The organism is Streptomyces showdoensis (assembly GCF_039535475.1).
GTDB lineage: Bacteria > Actinomycetota > Actinomycetes > Streptomycetales > Streptomycetaceae > Streptomyces > Streptomyces showdoensis.
Genome location: NZ_BAAAXG010000014.1, coordinates 1 through 21270, shown reverse-complemented (window position 1 = coordinate 21270; position 21270 = coordinate 1). Strand labels below are relative to the sequence as shown.

At 75.3% G+C, this 21270-nt stretch carries 20 protein-coding genes and 3 pseudogenes; 5 read left to right on the top strand and 18 right to left on the bottom strand.

The genetic code is table 11. The features are described 5' to 3' along the window. Positions 1-2: 2 nt before the first annotated feature. The 5 genes from ABD981_RS10010 to ABD981_RS09990 all read right to left on the bottom strand — a co-directional run bounded on the left by ABD981_RS10010 (position 3) and on the right by ABD981_RS09990 (position 3330). Entirely contained in the window at positions 3-800 is a 798-nt protein-coding gene (locus ABD981_RS10010) for an aminoglycoside adenylyltransferase family protein (RefSeq protein WP_046910082.1), read from the bottom strand. Positions 801-887: 87 nt separating this feature from the next. Continuing rightward, the gene (gene ykgO / locus ABD981_RS10005) at positions 888-1010 is read right to left on the bottom strand and encodes a type B 50S ribosomal protein L36 (RefSeq protein ID WP_046910081.1); all 123 of its coding nucleotides are present in this window, start codon (positions 1008-1010) and stop codon (positions 888-890) included. 2 nt (positions 1011-1012) lie between these two features. Continuing rightward, positions 1013-1177 carry a 50S ribosomal protein L33 gene (rpmG, locus tag ABD981_RS10000; protein WP_046910080.1) on the bottom strand — a complete coding sequence of 55 codons (165 nt, stop codon included), beginning with the start codon at positions 1175-1177 and terminating at the stop codon, positions 1013-1015. A 186-nt stretch (positions 1178-1363) separates the two neighbouring features. After that, entirely contained in the window at positions 1364-2425 is a 1062-nt protein-coding gene (locus ABD981_RS09995) for a CU044_5270 family protein (RefSeq protein WP_046910079.1), read from the bottom strand. Further along, complete coding sequence (locus ABD981_RS09990) at positions 2422-3330, bottom strand: RNA polymerase sigma factor (protein ID WP_123954874.1); 909 nt, start codon at positions 3328-3330, stop codon at positions 2422-2424. Before ABD981_RS09990 ends, ABD981_RS09995 begins: the two co-directional genes overlap by 4 nt. 635 nt (positions 3331-3965) lie before the next feature. On the opposite strand from ABD981_RS09990, the gene ABD981_RS09985 reads away from it, so the two are divergent. Next, a complete protein-coding gene (locus ABD981_RS09985) occupies positions 3966-5093 on the top strand; it encodes a hypothetical protein (RefSeq protein ID WP_345528799.1) in 1128 nt (375 codons plus the stop codon). Positions 5094-5142: 49 nt separating this feature from the next. On the opposite strand, the gene ABD981_RS09980 is transcribed toward ABD981_RS09985, so the two are convergent. Further along, a complete protein-coding gene (locus tag ABD981_RS09980) occupies positions 5143-6171 on the bottom strand; it encodes a sigma-70 family RNA polymerase sigma factor (protein ID WP_123954872.1) in 1029 nt (342 codons plus the stop codon). Positions 6172-6249: 78 nt separating this feature from the next. Beyond that, complete coding sequence (locus ABD981_RS09975) at positions 6250-6645, bottom strand: nuclear transport factor 2 family protein (RefSeq protein ID WP_046910078.1); 396 nt, start codon at positions 6643-6645, stop codon at positions 6250-6252. Positions 6646-6804: 159 nt separating this feature from the next. Between ABD981_RS09975 and ABD981_RS09970 the strand changes: the two genes are divergently transcribed. Next, positions 6805-7731, top strand: coding sequence for an AurF N-oxygenase family protein (locus ABD981_RS09970; RefSeq protein WP_046910077.1), 927 nt, complete (start codon positions 6805-6807; stop codon positions 7729-7731). A 36-nt stretch (positions 7732-7767) separates the two neighbouring features. Then, entirely contained in the window at positions 7768-9414 is a 1647-nt protein-coding gene (locus ABD981_RS09965) for an FAD-dependent oxidoreductase (RefSeq protein WP_046910076.1), read from the top strand. Between the two features lie 10 nt (positions 9415-9424). Here the strand turns inward: ABD981_RS09965 and ABD981_RS09960 are convergent, their stop codons facing one another. From ABD981_RS09960 to ABD981_RS09940, 7 genes and pseudogenes are all read right to left on the bottom strand, one after another. Continuing rightward, on the bottom strand, positions 9425-10363 hold the full coding sequence (locus tag ABD981_RS09960) for an anchored repeat-type ABC transporter permease subunit (protein WP_046910075.1): 939 nt from the start codon (positions 10361-10363) through the stop codon (positions 9425-9427). After that, a pseudogene (locus tag ABD981_RS38810) lies at positions 10360-11100 on the bottom strand (anchored repeat-type ABC transporter ATP-binding subunit); the annotation flags it as partial. The gene ABD981_RS09960 and the pseudogene ABD981_RS38810, both read right to left, overlap by 4 nt. A gap of 110 nt (positions 11101-11210) precedes the next feature. Further along, positions 11211-11603, bottom strand: coding sequence for a hypothetical protein (locus ABD981_RS38805; protein ID WP_425586397.1), 393 nt, complete (start codon positions 11601-11603; stop codon positions 11211-11213). A 73-nt stretch (positions 11604-11676) separates the two neighbouring features. Beyond that, a pseudogene (locus ABD981_RS38800) lies at positions 11677-12867 on the bottom strand (choice-of-anchor M domain-containing protein); the annotation flags it as partial. Beyond that, entirely contained in the window at positions 12864-14426 is a 1563-nt protein-coding gene (locus ABD981_RS09950; RefSeq protein WP_046910074.1) for an anchored repeat ABC transporter, substrate-binding protein, read from the bottom strand. The pseudogene ABD981_RS38800 and the gene ABD981_RS09950, both read right to left, overlap by 4 nt. Next, a complete protein-coding gene (locus ABD981_RS09945; protein WP_046910073.1) occupies positions 14423-15556 on the bottom strand; it encodes a choice-of-anchor M domain-containing protein in 1134 nt (377 codons plus the stop codon). Before ABD981_RS09945 ends, ABD981_RS09950 begins: the two co-directional genes overlap by 4 nt. Positions 15557-15698: 142 nt before the next feature. Next, on the bottom strand, positions 15699-16337 hold the full coding sequence (locus tag ABD981_RS09940; protein WP_165590984.1) for a choice-of-anchor M domain-containing protein: 639 nt from the start codon (positions 16335-16337) through the stop codon (positions 15699-15701). Between the two features lie 144 nt (positions 16338-16481). Between ABD981_RS09940 and ABD981_RS09935 the strand changes: the two genes are divergently transcribed. Beyond that, positions 16482-17396 (top strand): universal stress protein, encoded by a 915-nt coding sequence (locus ABD981_RS09935; protein ID WP_046910071.1) that lies wholly within the window; start codon positions 16482-16484, stop codon positions 17394-17396. A 163-nt stretch (positions 17397-17559) separates the two neighbouring features. Next, entirely contained in the window at positions 17560-17973 is a 414-nt protein-coding gene (locus tag ABD981_RS09930; RefSeq protein ID WP_046910070.1) for an STAS domain-containing protein, read from the top strand. 132 nt (positions 17974-18105) lie between these two features. On the opposite strand, the gene ABD981_RS09925 is transcribed toward ABD981_RS09930, so the two are convergent. The 4 genes and pseudogenes from ABD981_RS09925 to ABD981_RS09910 all read right to left on the bottom strand — a co-directional run. Then, positions 18106-18831 carry a GNAT family N-acetyltransferase gene (locus tag ABD981_RS09925; protein WP_123954868.1) on the bottom strand — a complete coding sequence of 242 codons (726 nt, stop codon included), beginning with the start codon at positions 18829-18831 and terminating at the stop codon, positions 18106-18108. Positions 18832-19093: 262 nt separating this feature from the next. Then, on the bottom strand, positions 19094-19798 hold the full coding sequence (locus ABD981_RS09920; protein ID WP_046910068.1) for a ribonuclease H family protein: 705 nt from the start codon (positions 19796-19798) through the stop codon (positions 19094-19096). A 29-nt stretch (positions 19799-19827) separates the two neighbouring features. Continuing rightward, positions 19828-20781 carry an adenosine kinase gene (locus ABD981_RS09915; RefSeq protein ID WP_046910067.1) on the bottom strand — a complete coding sequence of 318 codons (954 nt, stop codon included), beginning with the start codon at positions 20779-20781 and terminating at the stop codon, positions 19828-19830. Between the two features lie 125 nt (positions 20782-20906). Continuing rightward, a pseudogene (locus ABD981_RS09910) lies at positions 20907-21270 on the bottom strand (radical SAM protein); the annotation flags it as partial.

The window sequence follows — 21270 nt, the reverse complement described above, 5'->3', positions numbered from 1 at the left end:
GCCTAGTGCCCGAGTCCCCCGTCCGCCGCGGCCTCCCGATGCGGGCCGTCCCCGGCTTCCCGGATCCGTTCCAGCAGGTAGGCGGCGTGCGGCCGGACCGCGGGGAGCAGGGGTGCCCAGTCCTCCTCCGCGTCGCCCGCGTACACGGCCCGCGCGTGGGCCAGCACCGGTCGCCGGCCGGCCGGGAGCCGGGCGAGGGCCCAGTCGGCGGCCTCGTCCTTCGCGCGGATCCGCCCGGTCTCCAGCGTGCTCCAGATGCGGGCGAGGGTGAGCAGCACGTTGCGGGTGTCGCCGTCCAGGTCGGCCATCAGGCCGGGGATGCCGGCGACGATCGCGTCCCTGAGGTCGGCGGGCGGCACCGGGTCGAGGAGCTCCGTGGGCGGCGGGCCGAACAGCGGGGCGTCCCCGGCCCTGGCCATGGTGAGCAGCGGGGCGAGATCCGGGCTCGGTTCGGGCGCGGGCAGTTCGCCGCGCTCGTAGCCGTCGCGCAGCCACTCGCCGTAGAGGAAGTCGCAGACGGGCGGGTAGCGCCAGGGCCGCACCCGGTCGGCGACCACGACGAGGAGTTCGACGGGGCGCGCGGGCCCCTCGTACGCCCGTGCCCCGGAGCGCGCGAGCAACCCGTCGACCAGCGCCCGTCGTTCGTCCCGCCCGAGACTCCGGCGGACGACGACGAGCACGTCCACGTCGCTGTGCGGCCGCAGCCCGCCGAGCACGGCGGATCCGTGCAGGCACGCGCCGACGGCGTTGTCGCCGAGGACGGCGCGGACGAGACGGACGACGGCGTCGGTCTGGGACATGTTCCCTCCGGGGACGCGACCGCGTGCGGGCTTCGCGGACGACGGCGGCCCCCGGCCGCGCGGGGCGCGGCCGGGGGCCGGTACGGGTCAGCCCTGGCGGGCCTTGGAGCGGGGGTCCTTCTTGTTGATGACGTAGGTCCTGCCGCGGCGGCGGACGACCTGGGCCCCGGGCTTCGACTTCAGCGCGTGGAGGGAGTTGCGTACCTTCATCGTCAGCGGACCTCGCGGAACTCGACGTGTGCCGCCACGACCGGGTCGTACTTGCGCAGGACCAGGCGGTCGGGGTCGTTCTGGCGGTTCTTCCGGGTCACGTAGGTGACGCCGGTGCCGGCGGTGGACCGGAGGGTGACCACCGGGCGCTGGGTGGTGCGGGCCATGCTGTGCTCCTTCCGGCCGACAGGCTCCGGGTTCGTTTGAGTCGGGCATGTCAGCTTCGCTCGGTGCAACAGAGACCCCGGGCGCGGCATTCCCGCGGACCGGCGCCTCTCATCACGCGGGCGCGCCGCCCGTCGCGCTCGCCGTGCGGTGGGCACGGCGGAGCCGGTACGGCTGCGGCGACGCGATCACTCCCCCGGTGCCGCCGAGGCCCCGAGCGGGCGTTCCCCGGGCCGGTCCGTGACCGCCCGGGCGAGGACGGCGGTGCTGCTCAGGACCGTGCCGGCCGGTCCCGCGTCCGTCGCCCGGGCCAGCACCGTGCGCTGGCCGAGGAAGGCCGAGCTCTTCCGGTCGAAGATCCACTGGATCTGTTCGCCGTGGGCGGTACGGGCCACGGCGACGCCCTCGCGGCCGGCGGCGTCCTTCGCCGACGGCAGCACGGTGGTTCCCGGGATCCGCGCCGCGGCCCCGTACAGCGCGGCCGTCACCTTCGGGGGCGCCCAGGTCTCGGCGAGCAGCGAGCCGATGACGGAGAAGGCACGCTGGTCCGGGTCGGTGCCGGGAGACGTGGTCCGCGTCTGGGCGTAGACGAGGCTCAGCAGCGCATCCGGGTCGGTCGGCAGGGACGCGACGTAGCTGTGGGTCGGGTCCAGGACCGAGGCGGCCGGACCGCCGTCGGGCGCCTTGCGGGGCGTGGCCCCCCGGTGGTCCAGCGTGTAGACGGGACCCCGGACGCCGAGCGGGCTGTCCGGAGCGCCCTGTTCGCGCAGCAGGCCCTCGCGGCTGCCGTCGGCGGAGAGCCAGACCTGGCGGCGGTGGGCCGGCGGCAGCGCGGCGGGGCCGCCCGCGGCGCTCCGGGCGGCGTGCGCGACCAGGCTCTCAATGTAGACGAACTGCTCGGGGCGCGCCTCGGCCCGCGGGCTCGCCGCCGCCGCGAGCGCGGCCCGCGTCAGGATCTGCCCGGATCCGGGCGCGGCGACCCCGGTGTGCGGGGCGGGAGCGGGCGGTACGGGCGATTCGCCGGAGACGACGGTCAGCGCGACGGCGGTCACCACCGCGGTGCAGGCCATGGCCGGGAGGGCGAAGCGGGGGACGCGGCGGCGGGACCGGAACGGGGCGCGTCCTTCGGCCGCGTTCAGGATCCGGTGCTTGAGCGCCTGGTGGCGCAGGGGCGGCAGGTCCGGCACCTCGGGGGGCGGCAGCAGACCCGCGAGCTCGGCGCGGAGGGCTTCGTCGGCGGGGATGTTCACAGCGAGTTCTCCGGGGCGGGTCGGCGCGCGAGGGCGGGATGGCGTACGGGGGCGGTGGGGAAGGAGACAGGGGTCGGGAGGGGAGGGACGGGCGCGGAGGGCTTGACCGGGCGGTGATCGACTGCCGCGTCACCTGTGCCGGCGGCGGCGGTACGGGCGGAGCCGGGCTCCTCCCCGACCGCGTCACCGACGGGGTCGGGCCCCGCACGCACCGCGGTGCGGAGGGAGGCGGGCTCCCGGGCGACGGCGCCGGCGACGGCAGGCCCGGCGGCCGACGGTGCCGAGGGCGTCGCGACCGGAGCGGCCCCGACGCCCTCGGCCGCCGGGCCTGCCGTCGCAGCGGCGACGCCGCCCCGCCGGGCCTTCCGTGCCGCCTTCAGTTCCGCGTCGGCCAGTGCCCTCAGGCGGTCGCGGGCCCGGGAGAGGCGGGAGCGGACCGTCCCGACCGGGATGCCGAGCGCCTCGCCGGCCGCCGCGTAGTCGAGGCCGGCCCACACCACGAGGGCGAAGACCTCGCGGTCGCGGCGGCGCAGGCGCTTCAGCGCGGCGCGGGCGGCGTCCAGTTGCTCCGTGTCGTACAGCCGGGTGACGACGTCGTCGGCGAAGTCCGGGAGGACGCCGCGGTCCGCGAGCCGGGCCAGGGCCGTGTCGCGGCGGCGGGCCTCGCGGGCGGTGCTGCGCAGGACGTTGGTCGCGATGCCGAGCAGCCAGGGGCGCAGGCCGTCGCCGTCGGGGCGCAGCCGTTCGCGGCATCGCCAGGCCTCCAGGAAGGTGGCGGAGACGGCGTCCTCGGCGGCCGCCCGGTCGCCGCAGACGCGCATCGCGTACCGGAACAGGACCTGCGCGTGCTCGTCGTACGCCTCGCCGAGCGCCGCGGTGTCCCCGGCACGGAAACGATTCCTCATAGGTGATTCCACATGGAGTACTGGGCACCGGTTCGCCCGGGTTCCCGTGACCTGCGCCACAGCCGCCACATCTGCCGCACCCGACTCAGGGGGCGCCCCGCGCCATGTGGCGCAGGTCACGGGAACGCCCCGGCCCTTCCGCCCAGTGCTGATCATGAACAACATCGCCACCCCGCGCACGACCCGCCGGACCCTGCTGCGGGGTCTCACCCTCGCCGCCGCCGGCACCTGCCTCCCCGCCGCCGTCGCCCACGCCGCCGCCCCGGCCCCGGCCGCGACGACCGCGACCGCCGCGAGCACCGAGACGTACGCCCTGACGCTGGTCCACCTCGGGCGCACCGGCGCGCCGACCACCGACTACACCACCCACGTCACGGGCGTCTCCGGTGCCGCCGCCGGCTTCGCGCAGCGGCTGCGCGAGGAGCCGGCCGCGACCGTCACCCTCCGCGTCCCCAAGGGGCGTTACCTCCTGGATTCCTCGATCTCCGTGTACAGCCCCCAGATCGAGACGGACTGGATCGTCCAGCCGCGCCTGGACGTGGACGGGGACACGACCGTCGTCTTCGACCCCCGATCGGCCCGGCCGATGGACGTCGCACCGCCGGAGGCCGGGGGCCGAGTTCCGGCTGAGCGGCGTGCTCGTCGAGGTCGCCCACGGGGGCGGCACCGCGAGCGTCCACATCATCAACGCCACGCCGACCCTGCGGATGGCGCACCAGGGTCCGGCGGCCGAGCCCGGTTCGGTGCGGCAGTCGGTCGACAGCTACTGGAAGGGGGCGAAGGAGTGGTACGCGCTCGGCTACACCTTCACCTCCGACCGCGCGCTGACCGGCCTCGTCCGGCACCCGACGGCGGCCGAGCTCGGCGCCCTCACGGTCCGCGCCCCCGCACCCGCGACCGGGCCCGGGTACGGTTTCGTCTCGCTCGAACCGTCCGGTCCGAGCGCCGCCACGCTGCCCCTGCCGCTCCTGGTCCCGGGCAGCACCACGATCCTCGCGACCCCGGAGCGCGGCGCCTGGAACGTCGGCTACAGCACTCCCCGGGTGACGGACGAGACCCCGCCGACCGTCTACGAGGCGCCCGAGGTCCGGGTGCGGGCCGGTGCCGGCACCCTCGTCGCGTTCGACAGCCCCGTCTTCGGCCCCGCCCTCGACCCGAGGCCCGGCGCACGGCCCGCGGGCGTGCGCACCGGCAACACGATCGGCCTCGACCTGTCCCTGCTCGCGGACGGCGAGGGACATCGGTCGCGGGATCCGCTGTTCGAGGGCGCGAGCACCACCCTGCACCGCAACGGCGGGCTCGTCGGCACCCTGCGCGGCACGCCCGGGCAGGCCGAGTTCACCGTGCCGTCCGCCCGCGCCGACTACCGGCTCTCCACGACGGCGGCCCGTCCGGGCGGGCGGGTCACGGCCACCTGGACCTTCACCTCGGCCGCGTCGGCGCAGGCCGCCGAACTCCCGCTCAGCGTCGTCCGTTTCACCCCGGAGCTGCGTCCGGACGGCACCGCCGCGCCGTACACGACCTCGCTCGTGCCGGTGACCGTGCAGGGGGCGGCGGCGACGTCGGGCGTGCGGTGCCTGGCCGTCTCGGTGTCGACCGACGCCGGGGCCACGTGGACCCGGGCGCCCATGGCCGGAGGCCGCGCCTCGGTCCGCACCCCGGGCCCGGGCGGCACGGTGTCGTTCCGCACCGAGCTGACGGACGCCGCCGGCAACACGCTGACCCAGACGCAGGTCGGCGCCTACCGGGTTGGCTCCGCGTGACCCGTGGGGGCCGGGCGGACCGCCGCCCGCCCGGCCCTCACGGCCCGCCTCACTCCGTGGCGGGAAGCCCCGCCCCTCCGTCGCCGCCGGCGCCATCGGACCCGGCGGTCCCGAGCACGTCGAGCCGCATCCCCGCGAGCCGCTCGGGCTCCGCGACGACCTCGATCCCGGTGATCAGACCGTCCGTCACCGCGAAGGTGAGCACGAGGGCCAGGCGGCCCATCGGGGCCATCGCCAGGCCGACCGTGCCGTCGACCAGCGCCACACCGGTGAAGCGGGCGCGGCCCATCGCGGCCATCGCGCCCTCGGCGACCGTCCGGCCGCCCATGACCACGATCGGCTCGGGCGTCGGGACGACCATGCGGTCGGCGCGCAGCACGACGTCCGGGTGGAGCAGGGAGACCAGCGCCGCGAAGTCGCCGCCCCGGGTCGCGGCCAGGAAGGCGTCGACCACGCTGCGCCGCCGGGCCAGGTCGGCCGCACCGGCCGGGGCGGGGGCGGTGCCGCCCTTCACCCGGCGGCGGGCGCGGCTGGCGAGCTGGCGCACGGCGGCGGTGTTGCGCTCCAGCAGCGGGGCGATGTCCTCGAAGGGCACGGCGAACATGTCGTGCAGCACGAAGGCGAGGCGTTCGGCCGGGGCGAGGGTGTCGAGGACGACGAGGAGAGCGACGCCGACGGAGTCGGCCATCAGGGCCTCCTCCTCCGGGTCCCGCCCGGCCCCGCCGGGACGGTCGGGCCGGTCGGACTCCGCCTCGCGCAGCAGGTCGTCGAGGGCGTCCTCGCGTCGCCGGTCCCGGGACCTGAGCATGTTCAGGCAGACCCGGGAGACCACCGTCGTGAGCCAGCCGCCGAGGTTCTCGACGCCCTGGATCCCGGCCGCGTCCGCCCGCAGCCAGGCTTCCTGGAGGGCGTCGTCGGCCTCGGCGAGCGAGCCGAGCATGCGGTAGGCCACCGCCCTCAGATGGCTCCGGTCCTGCTCGAACCGCCGCGTCAGCAGCTCGCTGTCCCCGCTCCTGGCGCCCTCGGTGTCCTTAGCATCCTTGGTGTCCTTGGTGTCCTTGGCGTCCTCGGTGCCCATGGTCCCCCGCTCCGTGTTCCCCGTCGGGCGTTCATGATCACGCCCGCCCGGCAGAACGCATCATGACAGCAGGGGCGTTCACCCGTCGGCGACGGGGGTGCCCTGGTGGTAGTACATGCGCCAGCCGGCGTCCCCCGGTCCCGCCCCCTTGCGCCAGAGCGAGCTACGGCGCGCCCGCCGGCCGTCGATGACCGTCTCGTAGGTGACGTGGACGAGGCCCGGCGCGAGGAGCACCCCGCGCAGGCCGGACGGCTCGTACCGCGGGCCGTTCCGCGGGTCGCCGCCCGCCAGTTCGGGGAGGGCCGCGAGCATCTCCTCGTACGTCCAGCGCCGTCCGGAGGCGCCGACCTCGACGAACTCGGGGTCGAGCAGGCGGCGGGCCTCGTCGGCGGAGACGCGGACGGACGGGTCCATGAGGCGCAGTTCGCCGGCGAGGGCGGCGGCGATCGCGTCCTCTTCGCTTTCCTGGTGCATGCGTTCATCCTCCCCCGAAGGCGCCGGGGCCCGGGGGAATTTCGTACCGATGGGTAGGCGACCGGACGCTCTTGCTATACCTTCCGTCTAATAGCTTGCTAGACGGGAAGTCTAATAAGCGAGTGTTCCTGCCCCCCGAGGTCATCAAGGAGCCGCATCATGGCAAGCAGCACCGTCCGGCCGGCGGACCAGGCCGGGCCCTCCGGGTCCACGACCGAGCGCGAGGCGGCCCGCCGGCTGCTCGACTCCTCGGCCAAGCTGTCCTACGACCCCGCCACCGAGGTCGACTGGGACACCCCGCTCGACGACGGCTTCCACGGCATGAGCCCCGAGTGGAGCACGCTCTACGGAACCCGTTACTGGCAGGAGATGACCGAGGCCCAGCGCCGGGAGCTCACCCGGCAGGAGTCGGCGTCGGTGGCCAGCACGGGCATCTGGTTCGAGATGATCCTCCAGCAGATGGTGCTGCGCGACATGTACGCCAAGGACCCCACCGACCCCCGCTTCCAGTGGGCCCTGACGGAGATCGCCGACGAGTGCCGGCACTCGATCATGTTCGGCCGCGGCGCGGCCAAGCTGGGCGCCCCCGCCTACCGCCCGGGCCGCTTCGTCCTCGAACTCGGCCGGGCCTTCAAGACGCTCGCCGTCGGCGAGGCCGCGTACGCCTCGATCCTCGTCGCCGAGGAGGTGCTCGACGTCATGCAGCGCGACTGGATGCGGGACGAGCGGGTCGCCCCCTTCGTCCGCACCATCAACAACATCCATGTCGTCGAGGAGTCGCGGCACATGAAGTTCGCCCGCGAGGAGACCCGCGCCCGGCTGCGCCACGCCGGACCGCTGCGCCGGCACGTCCAGGCCCTGGTCGTCTCCCTCGCCTCGTACTTCATCGTGACCAGCATGGTCAACCGCCAGGTGTACGCCAACGCGGGGCTCGACACCGAGCGGGCGCTCGCCGAGGCCCGCGCCAACGAGCACCACAAGTCCCTGATGCGGTCCAGCTGTTCGGGCCTGATGGAGTTCCTGGCCTCGTGCCGCCTCCTCACCCGTCCCGCGCTCGCCTTCTACAAGCGCGCCCACCTCATCTGACCTGCCCGAGAGACGAGCGGACGAGCCGACGACGACATGACCTACGCCATCACCCAGACCTGCTGCAACGACGCCACCTGCATCGCCGTCTGCCCGGTCAACTGCATCCACCCGACGCCGGACGAGCCGGACTTCGGCCGCACGGAGATGCTGTACATCGACCCCCGGTCCTGCATCGACTGCGGGGCGTGCGCCGACGCCTGCCCCGTGGACGCGATCTTCCCCGCGGACGCCCTCGCCCCGGGCCAGCAGGAGTACGCCGCCGTCAACGCGGCCTACTACGAGCAGCGCGGGCCCCGCCCGGAACCCGTGGCAGGACCCACCTTCCACCCCTGGGGGCAGCCGTCCTTCCCCCGCAGCCTGCCGTCCGACTTCGCCCCCATCCGGGTCGCGGTCGTCGGCACCGGGCCCGCCGGGATGTACGCCGCCGAGGACCTGCTGCTCCACACCAACGCCGAGGTGACCCTGATCGACCGGCTGCCGGTGGCCGGCGGCCTCGTCCGGTACGGCGTCGCGCCCGACCATCCGGCGACGAAGCGGATCGGGGACACCTTCGCCCGCTTCCACACCCACCCCCGGGTACGGATGTACCTCGGCGTCGACGTCGGCACGGACGTCACGGCCGAGGAACTGGCCGCGCACCACGACGCCGTCGTCTACGCGGTCGGCGCCGCGGCCGACCGCCGCCTCGGCGTCCCGGGCGAGGACCGGCCGAACAGCCTCTCGGCCACGGCGTTCGTCGCCTGGTACAATGCGCACCCCGAGGTCGCGCCCGACGCCGTCGACCTGTCGGGCACCGAACGGGTCGTCGTGGTCGGCACCGGCAACGTCGCCCTCGACGTCGCCCGCATCCTGGTGACCGACCCCGAGGCGCTCGCCGCGACCGACATCGCCGACCACGCCCTCGCCGCCCTCCGCGCCTCCTCCGTGCGGGAGGTGGTGCTGCTCGCCAGGCGCGGCCCCGAGGACGCCTCCTGCACCGCGCCCGAACTGCTCGCGCTCGGCAAGCTGCCCGGGGTGCGCCTCGTCGTCGACGCCCACGATCCGCGGACCTGGGCCGCCGTCGACTCGGCCGCGCCCCACGAGAAGGCGGCGCTGCTGCGGGGCGCCGACCGCGAACACGTGGACTGGTCCGCGCCGCCGGGGCCGGAGCGGCGCATCGTCTTCCGGTTCCACTCCGCGCCCGAGGAGATCCTGGACGGCGCCGTGCGGGTGACCGGCCCGGAGCCGGGCACGTCCACCGAGATCCCGGCGGGCAGGGTGCTGCGCGCCGTCGGCTACCGGGGCATGCCCGTGGCCGGGCTGCCCTTCGACGAGGCGACCGGCACCGTGCCGCACGAGAACGGCCGGGTGGCGGGACGGCCCGGCACCTACGTCGTCGGCTGGATCAAGCGCGGCCCGTCGGGCGGCATCGGCGCCAACCGCACCTGCGCCGCGGAGACCGTCGGCACCCTGCTCGCCGACGCCGTCGACGGCACCCTCCCCCCGCCCGCCGGCAGCGCCCGCGCCTTCGACCGGCTGGCGCGCGGCCGGGCGGGCACGGTCGTCGACGCCCGCGGCCTCGCCGCCATCGAACGCGCCGAACTCGCCCGCGGCGGGGCGGCGGGACGGCCCCGGGTGAAGCTGGGGACCGTACCCGAACTCGTCGCGGCGGCCCGGGGGAGGCGCCGGCTGACCCGCTGAGCCCGCCTCGTCACGCCCCCGTCCCCGCCCCACCCACGGGAGCGGGAGCGGGGGCGGGCGCCGGACCGGGGCCGCTCCCGGAGCCCGGGTTCCGGGAGCGGCGGCGCGGCCGGAGCCTCGCCACCAGGCCGTGCCGGGGCGCGCCCAGCCAGACCACCGTGAACAGCGCCGTCAGGACCACCACGACCGAGCCGCCCGCCGCGAGGTCGTACGCGTAGCTCACGTACAGACCGGCCAGACTGCCCGCGCAGCCGAACACGGAGGCCAGCAGGGTCATCGCCCACAGGCGCTCGGTCAGCAGCCGGGCGGTGGCCGCCGGGGTGATGAGCAGGGCGAGGACCAGGATGTTGCCGACAGCCTCCAGGGACATCACGATGGTCGCGGTCACGACCACGTACAGCGTGAGGTCGAGCGGCAGGACGGGGAGTCCGGCCGCGCGGGCGGTCTCGCGGTCGAGGGTCACCGCGACGAGCTCCTTGCGCAGGGCCAGCAGGACGGCGACGAGGACCGCGCCGATGCACGCGACGCGCAGGATGTCGGCGTCGTCGACGGCCAGGACCTGCCCGAAGAGGAACGAGGACAGGTCGGTGGTCCAGCTGTCCCGGGTGGACACCAGGACGATGCCGAGGCCGAACGCGAAGGCGAAGAAGACGCCGATGACGGTGTCCTCCTTCAACCGCCGGTTCTGCGACACGAAGGCGATCAGGACGGCCGTGGCGATCCCGGCCGTCGCGCCGCCGAGCAGCAGGTTGCCCTCGAAGGCGTAGGCGAGCGCGACCCCGGGGAACGCGGAGTGGGCGACGGCGTCGCCGATGAACGCCATGCCGCGCAGCACGACGTACACGCCGACCACCCCGCAGACCAGCCCGACGATCGCGGCGACGGCGAACGCCCGCCTCATGAAGGGCAGGTGCCAGGGCTCGGAGAGGAGGACCAGGAGCTCGCTCATGCCGCCGCCCCCGCTGCGTCCGTCGCATCCGTCGCGTCCGTCGTGCCGGCCGTATCCGTCGTGCCGGCCGTATCCGTCGCGCCGGCCGTAACCGTCGCGCCGGCCGTAACCGTCGTGGACGTCGCGTCCAGGCCGAAGGCGCGCAGCATCCGCCCGGCGTCCGAGAGCAGCTCGGGGCCGCCCTCGGCGACGACCGTACGGTTGAGCAGGACGACCCGTGAGCAGCTACGGGCCGCCGCGGCGAGGTCGTGGGTGGTCATCAGCAGCCCCCGCCCCTCGGCGACGAGCCGGCCGAAGAGCCCGCCCAGCAGCTCCTGGGTCGGTACGTCCACCCCGGTGAAGGGTTCGTCGAGGAGCAGCAGCCGGGGCTCGGCCGCGAGGGCGCGGGCCACCAGGACGCGCTGGCGCTGGCCGCCGGAGAGCTCGCCGATCGGCCGGCGGCGCAGGTCCGTGAGCCCCGCCCGCTCCAGCGCCTCGTCCGCGGCGGCCCGGTCGTGGGCGCGCGGGCGCCGGAGCCAGCCGACCGCCCGGGTGCGCCCGCTGAGGACCGCTCCGGCGACGTCGACGGGGAAGTCCCAGGCGAACTCGTGGCGTTGGGGAACGTATCCGACCGGCCCCTCCGCCTCGACGGAGCCGGTGGTGGTGGCGGTGAGGCCGAGGAGCGCGCGCAGGAGGGTGGTCTTGCCGGCGCCGTTCGGTCCGAGCAGCCCGACGAGCTCGCCGGGAGCCACGGTGAGCGAGGCGTCCCGGACGGCCGGACGGCCGCCGAGGACGACGGAGACGGACGCCGCACGGAGGAGGGGGCGGGGGGCCGAGTCGCCCTGGGTGGTGGTCACCGTGGCGGTGGTCATGCCGAGCGCCTCCGGGCGATCCGGACGGCCGCCGCGCCGGCCGCCGCAAGGGCCACCGCCGTGCCGCCGAGGAGGGCCGTGGAGGCCGCGCCGGTCGAGGCCATGGAGCCTCGCGGCGCGGGGTCGCCGACGGCGGTGGAGCCCCCGGAGGCAGCCCCGCCCGTCGCCGTTCCGCCAGGGCCTCCGGTACCCCCAGTGCCTCCCGTGCCTCCCGTGCCTCCTGCGCCTCCTGCGCCTCCTGCGCCTCCTGTGCCTCCGCCGGTGGAGCCCGCCGTGGTGGAGCCCGTACCGCCGCCCGGGCCGGCTCCCGCGCCCTCCCCCACCGCGAAGGTGAGGGTCTCGGTGTCGCTCACGCGGGCGCCGTCGGCGCGGAAACCGGACATCGACACGGTGAGCCGGTAGTCGCCCTCCTTGCCGAAGGCCCAGCCGCCGTGCGCGTGCGCGTTCTGGGGGGACGCGGAAGGCGTCCGGCACACCGTCGGCGCTGTTGAAGCGGACCGTCGCGCCGGACAGGCCGTCGTAGTTGTAGAGCGCGAACCTGCCCGGCCCTTCGGCCTTCACCAGCCTGAACTCCACGTCCCCGCGGGTCGCCCCGGCCGGCAGGTTGTCCGTGGACCAGCCCGGCCAGAGCAGGCCCGGCTGCTGGACCTGGTCGAGCAGCCAGACGGGGTCGCCCGCCCGGCCGAGGAAGGCGAAGTCCTTGTGGGCCGGGATCGTCTTCCTGGCCTGCGGCTTGACCCGCAGCACGACCGAGGAGGGCTCGCGCCAGACGGTCCGGCCGGGGACGGTCCCGTCCTTGACGTGGATCTGCAGCCTGCCGTCGACGAGCCGGGCGGCGATGTCGACGTGTCCTTCGTCGAGCACCTTCCGTACCGTCTCGACCGCTTCCGCCGGCGCCGCGGTGGTCACGGCCCGGGGAGCCCGGGGCCCCGGAAGCGGGCGCGCGGCGGGGGCGGAGGGAACCGTCGGAGCGGTGGCCTCCCCGGGCTCCGCCGCCCCGCCGCCGACGCGGACCGTGTGCCGGACCTCGGCCGTGGCGGGCCGTGTCCCCGCCGCGGTCCGCGCGGTGAACGTCAGCCGGTAGGTGCCGGGGGCGTCGAAGGTCCAGCGGGTCTCGCCCCGGCGGCCGACCGGCAGGTCGTACCCGTCGGGCAGTCCGTCGGCGCTGTCGAAGCGCACGAGGGGGTCCGCTCCCCCGTCCTCAGGCTCCAGGACCCGGACGGCTCCGGGGCCTTCGGCCGCGGTCAGCGCCCACCGGACGGGGGTGCCGGGCGCGCCGGCACCGGTCGTGTCCCAGGCGGCGGCCGTCTCCCAGCGCGTGACGCCGTCGGCCCCGGTGACGCGATGGCCGTCGTCGAGGTCCAGGGTGCGCTCGGGGCCGAGGCCCAGCTCGTACCCGTCCGCGGTCCCCGTGAGGGTGACGGGCGCCAGCACGGGGACGGCGCCGTCCGGGTCCTCCCCGCCCGGCACGGCGGCGGAAGGCGTCGCCCCCGCGGACGCGGACGGGGGCGCGGCCGCGGCCACGGGCGCCCGCACGGACGTCCCCGGCAGCGCGGCCGCCGCCGGATCCGGCAGGGTCGTCGCGGCCGTTCCCGCGAGGGCGAGGGCGCCCGCGGCGGCCAGGGCGGTCTTGCTGTGGTGGACGAGCCTCATCGGGCTCCACTCCCCTCCCGGCCCAGGCAGCGGGCCAGTTCGTTCGCGTTGTGGCGCATCATCGCGACGTAGTCGTGGACCTCGTCGTCGAAGGAGTCGCCGTAGACGGTGCAGATGCCGATGCCCTCGTCCTCGGCGACCCGGCGCAGGACGTCGGCGCGGGCGGCGAGGTTGGGTTCGAGGAAGACGGCCGGGATCCGCTGCTCGCGGATCGTGTCGCGGAGCCTCGCGATCTCGGCGGCGCTGGGCTCGCGGCTCGGCACGGGCACGACGAAGCCGGCCACGTCCAGGCCGTAGGCGTGGGCGAGGTAGCCGAAGGCGTCGTGGGTGGTGACGAGCCGCCGGTGCCCGGCGGGGATGCCCGCGAGGGTGCGGGCGACCTCCTCGTCGAGGCGGCCGAGCCGGGCGAGGTAGGCGGCGGCGTTGCGCTCGTAGACGGCGCGTCCGGCCGGGTCCGCCGCGACGAGTTCGGCCTCGATCCGGCGTACGTACGCCTCGGCGTTGGCGACGTCCTGCCAGGTGTGCGGGTCCAGGTCCCCGTGGACGTGCTTGCCGACGACGGCCTGCGGCAGGACCCAGAGGGGTGCGCCGGGGGCACCGAGGAAGCGGTACGCGCCTTCCGCGGGCACGGCCTCCCGCGCCCGGTCGGGGACGGACAGGACGACGGAGTCGAGCGGGTGGTGGGTGCGCCGGCCGGTCGCCGGGTCGTCGGAGCGGATCCGGACGGTCCTCGTGCGCGCGTCGAGGGCGACGTCGGCGTGCCCGCCGTCGAGCAGCGTCTTGCCGCCGGCCGCCTTGGCCGCCGCCGCGCCGACGGCGAAGGTGACGGTGCCGCCGCCGATCGGCGCGCCGGTGCCGTCGAGCGCCTCGGTGCGGCCCTGGACGGTGAGCCGGTACGTACCGGGGGCGCTGAAGGCCCAGTTGACGTGGGTGTGGGCCTCGGGCGGCAGGACGAAGGAGTCGGCGGAGTCGAAGCCGTCGGCGGAGTCGACGGTGACGGTCGGGGTGCCGAGGGTGTCGGTGAGGTAGACGCGCAGGTCCCCGGGGCCTTCGAGGCCGGTCACGGTGGTCCGTATCTGACTGCCGTCGCCCGCGACCTCGCCCTCCACGGCCCAGCCGAGCCAGAGGACGTCGAGCCCGAGGTCCTCCTTCAGTTCGATGACGGAGCCGCCGTACGGTTCGAGCTTCTCGCCGAGGGGGATCTTGGGGGTGCCGTCGGGGGCGTTGGTGTGGATCGTCTTCAGGATGCCGGGCTCCTCCAGGAGGAGCCCGTTGGTGAAGACGAGGTCGGAGCGGGCCACGCGGGCGGCGTCGCCGGGGCTCGGCTCGTACGAGTGGGGGTCGCCGTGCGGCGGGACGACGGAGGCGACGTCGACGCGGTCGCCGCCGACGTTGCGGACCAGGTCGGCGATGATCGCGGTGGTCGTGGAGACGGTCAGTTCGGCCTCGCCGGAGCGCCCCGCCACGGGGGCCGAGCAGCCGGCGGCGCCGACGAGCAGCGCACCGAGGAGTCCCGCGACCGCTCCCGTCGTACGCGCGCGGCCCGGGTCGCGGCTCATCGGGCCGCCCTCTTCCGGCGTACGAGAAGGACGACGGCCCCGCCCGCGAGCACCGCGGCACCGGCGATCCCTACGGGCAGCGCCACCCCGGCCCCGGTGGCGGCGAGCCGGCCGCCGCCGGTCGCGACCGGGGCGTTCGTGGCGGAGGGCGGCGGGTCCGGCGGCGTCGTGGTGCCGCCGGGAGCGGGGGGCGGGGTCGGCGTATCGCCGGGCACGGTGGAGGGATCGGGACCGGTGGTGGGAGGACGCGTGGGGGTGGGGGCGGTGGCGGTGGCCGTGGGGGTCGTGGTGGCGCTCGCCGTCGCGGTGGGCGTCGGCGTCGGCGTCGGCGAAGGAGACCCGCTCGGTTCCGGAGTTCCCGGCCCCCCGTCGCCGCCCCCGTCTCCCTCCCCCGGCACGACCTTCGACGCGTCGACGTCGCCGACCGCCACGGCGAGGGTCTCGCGGTCGGAGACCTTCGCGCCGGAGGGCAGGGTCGCCGTCATCTGCAGGGTGATCCGGTAGACGCCCTCGGTGTCGAGGATCCACAGCGGGTGGGAGTGGCTGAAGGGCCGGAGGTCGACGCTGCCGGGGTCCGGTTTCGCGCCGTCGACGGTGACGCCGATGCGGACGCCGAGTTCCGGGTCGTCGGCCCACTGTCCGAGGACCAGGCGGCCGGGCCCGGTGATCTTCGGGAAGCTCACCTTCACGGTGCCCGCGAGGTCGGACGGCAGGATCTCCATGGTGCTCCAGCCGGGCCACAGGAGACCCTCCTGGGAGGCGAAGTCCTTGTCGACCCAGAGGCGTTCGCCCGGCTCTCCGAAGCCCTCGAACTGCGGGACCTCCTCGCGCGGGGGGACGACGATCGCGTGCCGGGGGTCGAAGTGGAGGACGACGTCGGAGGGTTGGCGCCAGACCGTGCGGCCCGCGACCGTGCCGTCCTTGATCATGAAGTCGAGGCGGCCGTCGCGCAGCCGTGCGGCGAGGTCGAGGTGACCGCCGTCGAGGACGGTGCGCTCGCCGGCGGGCGCCTCGGTCGCCGGCAGGTCGGCGGCGAGCGCGTACCGGGGTGCGGCGAGCGGTACGACGGCGGTGGCGGCCGCGAGGACGGCGGCGATGACGGCGGGGCGTGGCGCGAGTGGGGCCCGCATGGCGGGGCGGCTCCTTCGGCGTGGGTGGTCGGCGGGCGGCGTTCGGGTCGGGCGAGGGGCGGTGCCGGGGGCGGATCGGGCGGCGGGCCGACCCGCCCCCGGCGTGGGGCCCGGAGCACCTCTCGGCGGTACGGGCCCGGGGTCAGCCGACCTGGAAGGTGTAGGCGGCCGACGTCGGCCCGACCTTGGTGCCGTTCGCGAGCGTGCCGCTCACCTGGAAGGTGGCGGTGTACGTACCGGCCTTGGTGAAGGCCCAATTGGCGTGGTCGTGCTCGCCGGCGACGACGTCCCGGGTGTTGGCGAGGGCGGCGTCGCCGCTGTCGAAGGAGCGGTTGTTCTTCGGGCAGAGCCCGTTCTTGTAGACGATGATCTTGCCGGGGCCGCTCACCGAGGCGAGCTTGACCTGGACCTTGTCGCCCTGGAAGACGCCGGCGGCGAGGTGCTCGCCGGAGATGCCGGGCCACAGCAGTCCGGTGGCCTCGACCTGCGGGAGGCGGTAGACGGTCGTGCCGGCGGTGCCGAGGTGGCTGTAGCAGGTGCCGGCGGGGACGGTGTACGCGGCGGCGGGCAGAGCGCGCAGGACGACGTCGGCCGGCGCGTACTCCACGGCCGGGACGGCGGAGTGGTCGTGGACGTGGAGCTGGAGCGCGCTGCCGTCGTACTCGACGTCGAGGGCGTCGATGTGGCCCTGGGACAGGGTGGTCCCGGCGGCGTGCGCCGCGGTGAGTCCGCCGAGGGACACGGCGGCGGCGAGGGCGCCGAGGACGGTGAGGGAACGCATGGAGGTACGCAAAAGAAGCCCCCCTTGGGCTGTGTTGAGTGTGCGCGAACAATCGAGACGATAATCATTTTCATTAACAACGCGCAAGGCGCATCCGGCGTGGCATCCGAAAGGCATCGAATGATCCCGATATGAGTGCGAAGCATGAGTGAGAAGACAGCTGTCGTGGTGGGAGTGGACGGTTCCGAGCACAGCCTGCGGGCGCTCGAATGGGCCCTCGGGGTCGCCCACGCCCTGGAGGCGCCGCTGACCGTCGCCCACGTCCGCCCCGAGGCGCTCCAGCTCGGCAGCGCCCGGATCGCCTCCCTGGGCCCCGCCCCCGAGATGCCCGACACCGTCGTGGACGCGCTCGCCGCCCACGTCGGCGCGAAGGCCGAGGGGCTCGACGTGCGGTACGCCTCGCTGGACGGGTCCGTGGTCGACGCCCTGAGCGCGGCCGCGCGCGACGCCCGGCTCCTCGTGGTCGGCTCGCGGGGGCGGGGCGGCTTCAAGAGCCTGCTCCTCGGCTCGACGAGCCGCACCCTGGCCGCGTCGGCCCCCTGCCCGGTCGTGGTGGTGCCGCACGAGGCGCGGGCCGCGTCACTGGAGGGCGGGGCGCGGGCGGGGCGGGTGCTGCTCGGGCTGCACACCGACGAAACCCCGGACGAGGTGGTCGCGTTCGCCTTCCAGGCGGCGAAGCGGCGCGGGGTGCCGCTGGAGGTGGTGACGGCCTATCCCGTACCGCCCTCCCCCGCCCTGCTCATCGGCGCTCCGGCACCCGCCCTCCAGGTGCCGCCGCCACTGCCGGACGAGACCCCCGAGCTCGTCGGCCTGACCGCCCGCCGCCAGGAGGAACGCCTGCGGCCCTTCACCGAGCGCCACCCCGAGGTCGAGGTGATCCCCACCGTCACGCCCGTCGACGCGGCCGGCCGGCTGGTGGAGGACTCCCGGGAGGCGGGCCTCCTGGTCGTGGGCCGGCACCGCAGGCACCGGGTCGAGACCCTGCTCGTGGGCTCCGTCGCGCACGCCGTACTGCACCACGCGGCCTGCCCGGTCGCCGTCGTGCCGCCGGCGGTCTAGGGCCGGTCTCCTGCGGGGCGCCGCCGGGGCGAGTGCGGGACACAAGCGGGCGTAAATGCGCCGAATTCACCTCTTCGTGTGATGGCAGATGTGGAGAAACGTGTCTGCCTCCTCGTGGGCCGAGAACCTCGACCCACGGGGGCCGATCCACTGGAGCGTGTCCATGCATCTGATCCGACGCCGCGAACCGCACCTCGCCGTCCGGTCGAGCGAGGGCCTGACCACTGTCGAGCTGTACGGCGAGCTCGACCTGGTGCTGGTGCAGCGCGTCCGGCCCGAGCTGGACGACCTCACCCGCGAGGCCACCGCCCTCACGGTCGACCTGCGCCATCTCGGCTTCTGCGACGCGTCGGGGCTCGGGCTCCTGGTGCGGTGTGCGCAGCGCGTGCGGGGGCGGGGCGCGGCCTGGCGCCTCGTGTGCGACCAGCCGATGATCCTGCGGCTGATCCGGCTGGCCGGCCTCGACGACGTACTGCGCCCGGAGCCGTCCGTGCCCGACCCGGGCGGCCGGGCTCCCGACGGCGCCGCCCGGCCTCCGGCGCCCCGCGCGGGGCAGCCGGGGCGACTGCCGGTCTGAGCTCCGCCCCGCCGTGACCCGCCCGGTCCCGCCCGGTCCCGCCCGGCCTGTCACGGCCGGACGGACGGGCGGCGCCGGACCGGGCGGGACCTGCGGAGCCGGGGCGGCAGAGCGGGACGCCGGGTGTTCCGGCTACGCGGGCAGCAGTTCGCCCGCGCCGCCGTGTTCCCGGGTCTCGCCGGGGAAGGCCCGTTCGAGGACGCCCTGCGGGCGCAGGCCGGGGAGCCGCAGCTCGATGATGCCGCGCACGGCCGGCCACTCCTCGTCGAGGATCGAGTAGAACGCGGTGTCGCGGACGACCCCGTCCAGGCCGCGGGAGTGGGCCCGGCGGACGCCCTCGCAGGTGGCGCCGAGACGTTCGATCGCGGCCCGGGAGCGGCTGTTGCGGGCGTCGGCCCGCATCGAGAGGCGGCGCACGCCCCAGGTCTCGAACGCATGACGCAGCATGAGGTACTTGGCCTCGGTGTTGACGCCGGTGCCGCGGGCCTCGGTGGAGATCCAGGTGTTGCCGATCTCCACCGCGTCGGGCACGGCCGTCAGCGGGTCGCCGTGGGGCGTGCCGGTGGTCGGCGGCCACACGAGGGGTCCGCGCCAGTAGTCGAGTTCCAGGAATCGGGTGGATCCCAGGACCCGGCCGTTGCGGGGATTGACCAGGGCGAAGGGCAACGCCCGGCCCGCCGCCTGATCGGCGAGCGCGCGGGCGATGTAGTCGCAGGAGGCGTCAAGGCCGTGGGGCACGGCGGTGTAGGCATAGGCCGCACGATCCAGTGCGCCCGCCCAGGCGATGCCCTCGGCGTGGCGCATGGCCAGCGGCTCCAGGCGCACGGTGCGCCCGGCAAGGACTACAGGTACTGGCACGGAACCTCGGGTCTTTCACGGGCAGGGGACATCCCACGCCGGATCACGGCGGGAATGACGGGGTGAGGTTCGCGCCGGATGCCGACCACTTCGCCGGATGGGCAAAACGGGCAATGAAACGGTTCGTCACCGGTGCGAGGAGGACAGTATGCAGCCCCCAGCGCCTCCTGAACAGAACCCCACACGAACCCGAGCGCACGGCTGGGTGAATGTCCGGTTCACCCCGATCCCTCACATGGTCCAAGGCCCCTCCCGAGGGGCCCTAGGAAGCGGCGTCCGTGCAGGTCGGATGCCCCCAGCCGTCGGAGTTCTTGGTGATCGTCTCCCCCTTGCCGTAGGGCTTGCCGCAGCGGCACCGTCCGGGGAACCGGGCCTTGAGCGTGGGAGCGCCCGAGGAGCCCGCCTTCCGGGGTCCTCGGGACGTCGCTCCGGCCGCCTTCGGGACACGCTTGGCGGCCGCCGGGCGGCTGGAACCGGGCTCCGGCGGCGGAAGCGGCGAGCCGGCGGCGGAGCCGGCCGGTTCCTGGGTGCGGGCGGTGTGGCTGGCGGCGCGGTCGGCGGCGTCGTTCAGGGGGTCGCCGTCGACCTGGTGGGCGGGGGTGTACACGAACTCGACGCGCCGGTCGGCGAGCAGCTCGTCGATGCGCACCACGAGGTCCTTGTTGGCGACCGGGGTGCCGGCCGAGGTCTTCCAGCCCTTGCGGCGCCAGCCCGGCAGCCAGGTGGTGACGGCCTTCATCGCGTACTGCGAGTCCATCCGCACCTCGGCGGGCACGGCGGGGTCCATGTGCTCCAAGAGCCTGAGCAGGGCGGTGAGTTCGGCCACGTTGTTGGTCGCCGTGCCGAGCGGTCCGGCCTCCCAGTGCGCGATCTCGCCGTCCCCCGCACCGATGACCCAGGCCCAGGCGGCGGGTCCGGGATTGCCCTTGGAGGCGCCGTCACACGCCGCGATGATCTTCTCTGTCATCCTCCGATCCTGACATGTCCCCCGACGGCTCAGTGACCACCGGCCGCGGCGCTCAGCCGTGCCACCTCCGCCCGGAGCGCGTCCCGCCCGATGGCGTCGGTACGGGTCGCGGGCACGGTGCAGGCGTACGCCCCGGCCACGGAGCCGTGCAGCGCGCACTCCCGCACGGGCGCCCCCGAGAGCCAGGCGGCCAGGAAGCCCGCCGCGAAGGCGTCGCCGGCGCCGTTGCTGTCGACGACGGGGGCGGGCGGGGTGACGGCGGGCACATGGACGAGCTGGCTCCCGGCGCCGTCCAGGAGGTAGGCGCCGTCGGCACCCGCGGTGGCGACGACGACGGACGCGCGGCCGTGGGCGGCGATGCCGCGCATGGTGCGTTCGGGGTCGTCCAGGGCGACGGCGGAGAGGAAGACCACGTCGGCCCCGTGGGCGAAGGGCTCGTGGTAGGGGGAGCTGCCGTCCCAGTCGTGCAGGTCGGTCGAGAGCGTCACCCCGGCGTCGCGCAGCGCGGGCAGGGCGTGGGCGCAGGGCTGGGTGATCGAGACGTGGGCGTGCCCGCTGCGGGCGGCGAGCGCCTTCACGGTCTCCGGGGGCAGCCGGTCGTCGTCGTGCCCCCGGGTGGCGTCGTACAGGGAGAGCCGGCGGCCGTCGGGCCCGACGAGGTTGACGGCCCGCTTGGTCCCCGCGGGGTGGGGCACCTCGGTGAGCGGGATGCCCTGGTCCCGGTGGAAGCGGCGGACGAGCTCGCCCTCGGGGTCGGCGCCGACCAGGTCGAGGTGGTGGGTCCGCAACCCCAGCCGGTGCAGCCCGAGGGCGACGAAGTCGCCGGTCTGTCCGGCGCGGGTCTCGATCCCGGGCCGGATCATGTGGCTGTCGGCGAAGGGCAGGGGCAGTTCGGGGACGTACACGATGGTGTCGACGCCGGCACCGCCGAGGACGAGGACGTCGATGTCGGTCTCGGCATCACTGGGGCTGTCGCTGCTCATGCGCGCAGTCAAACAGCGCCCGGGGAAGCCCTGCAAGATCCTGCAAGAAATTTCACAAGGCGCCGGGGGACACCCGGACCGGCCGCTCTCGGCGGCCGGGTCCGGGCGTCGTGCTCCGGTGGCGCTCAGTCCTCGGCGGGGAGGCTGTCCATGAAGGAGCTCACCGAGAAGACCGCGCGGCCGGGGCCCGCGGGGCCGTAACCGGGCGGCGAGCTGAGGCCGTTGGCCTCCATGGTCGCGCGGTAGGCCTCCAGGAGCCGGATGTGGTACTCCAGCGGGGCGCCCTCCGGATTGGCCTTGCCGAGCGGGGTGGTGGGCTCGGGGCACCAGGTGGTGAAGCGGGGCGTGATGCCGCGCGACATGAAGTACTCCAGGCCCTCCGTGGTGGAGGCGATGGCCTCGTCGACGGTGGTGAAGCCGAAGGGCTCGGCCATCTCGACGCCCGCCACGCAAGTTGGGGATGACGTTGCGCGGCCCGAAGACCTCCGC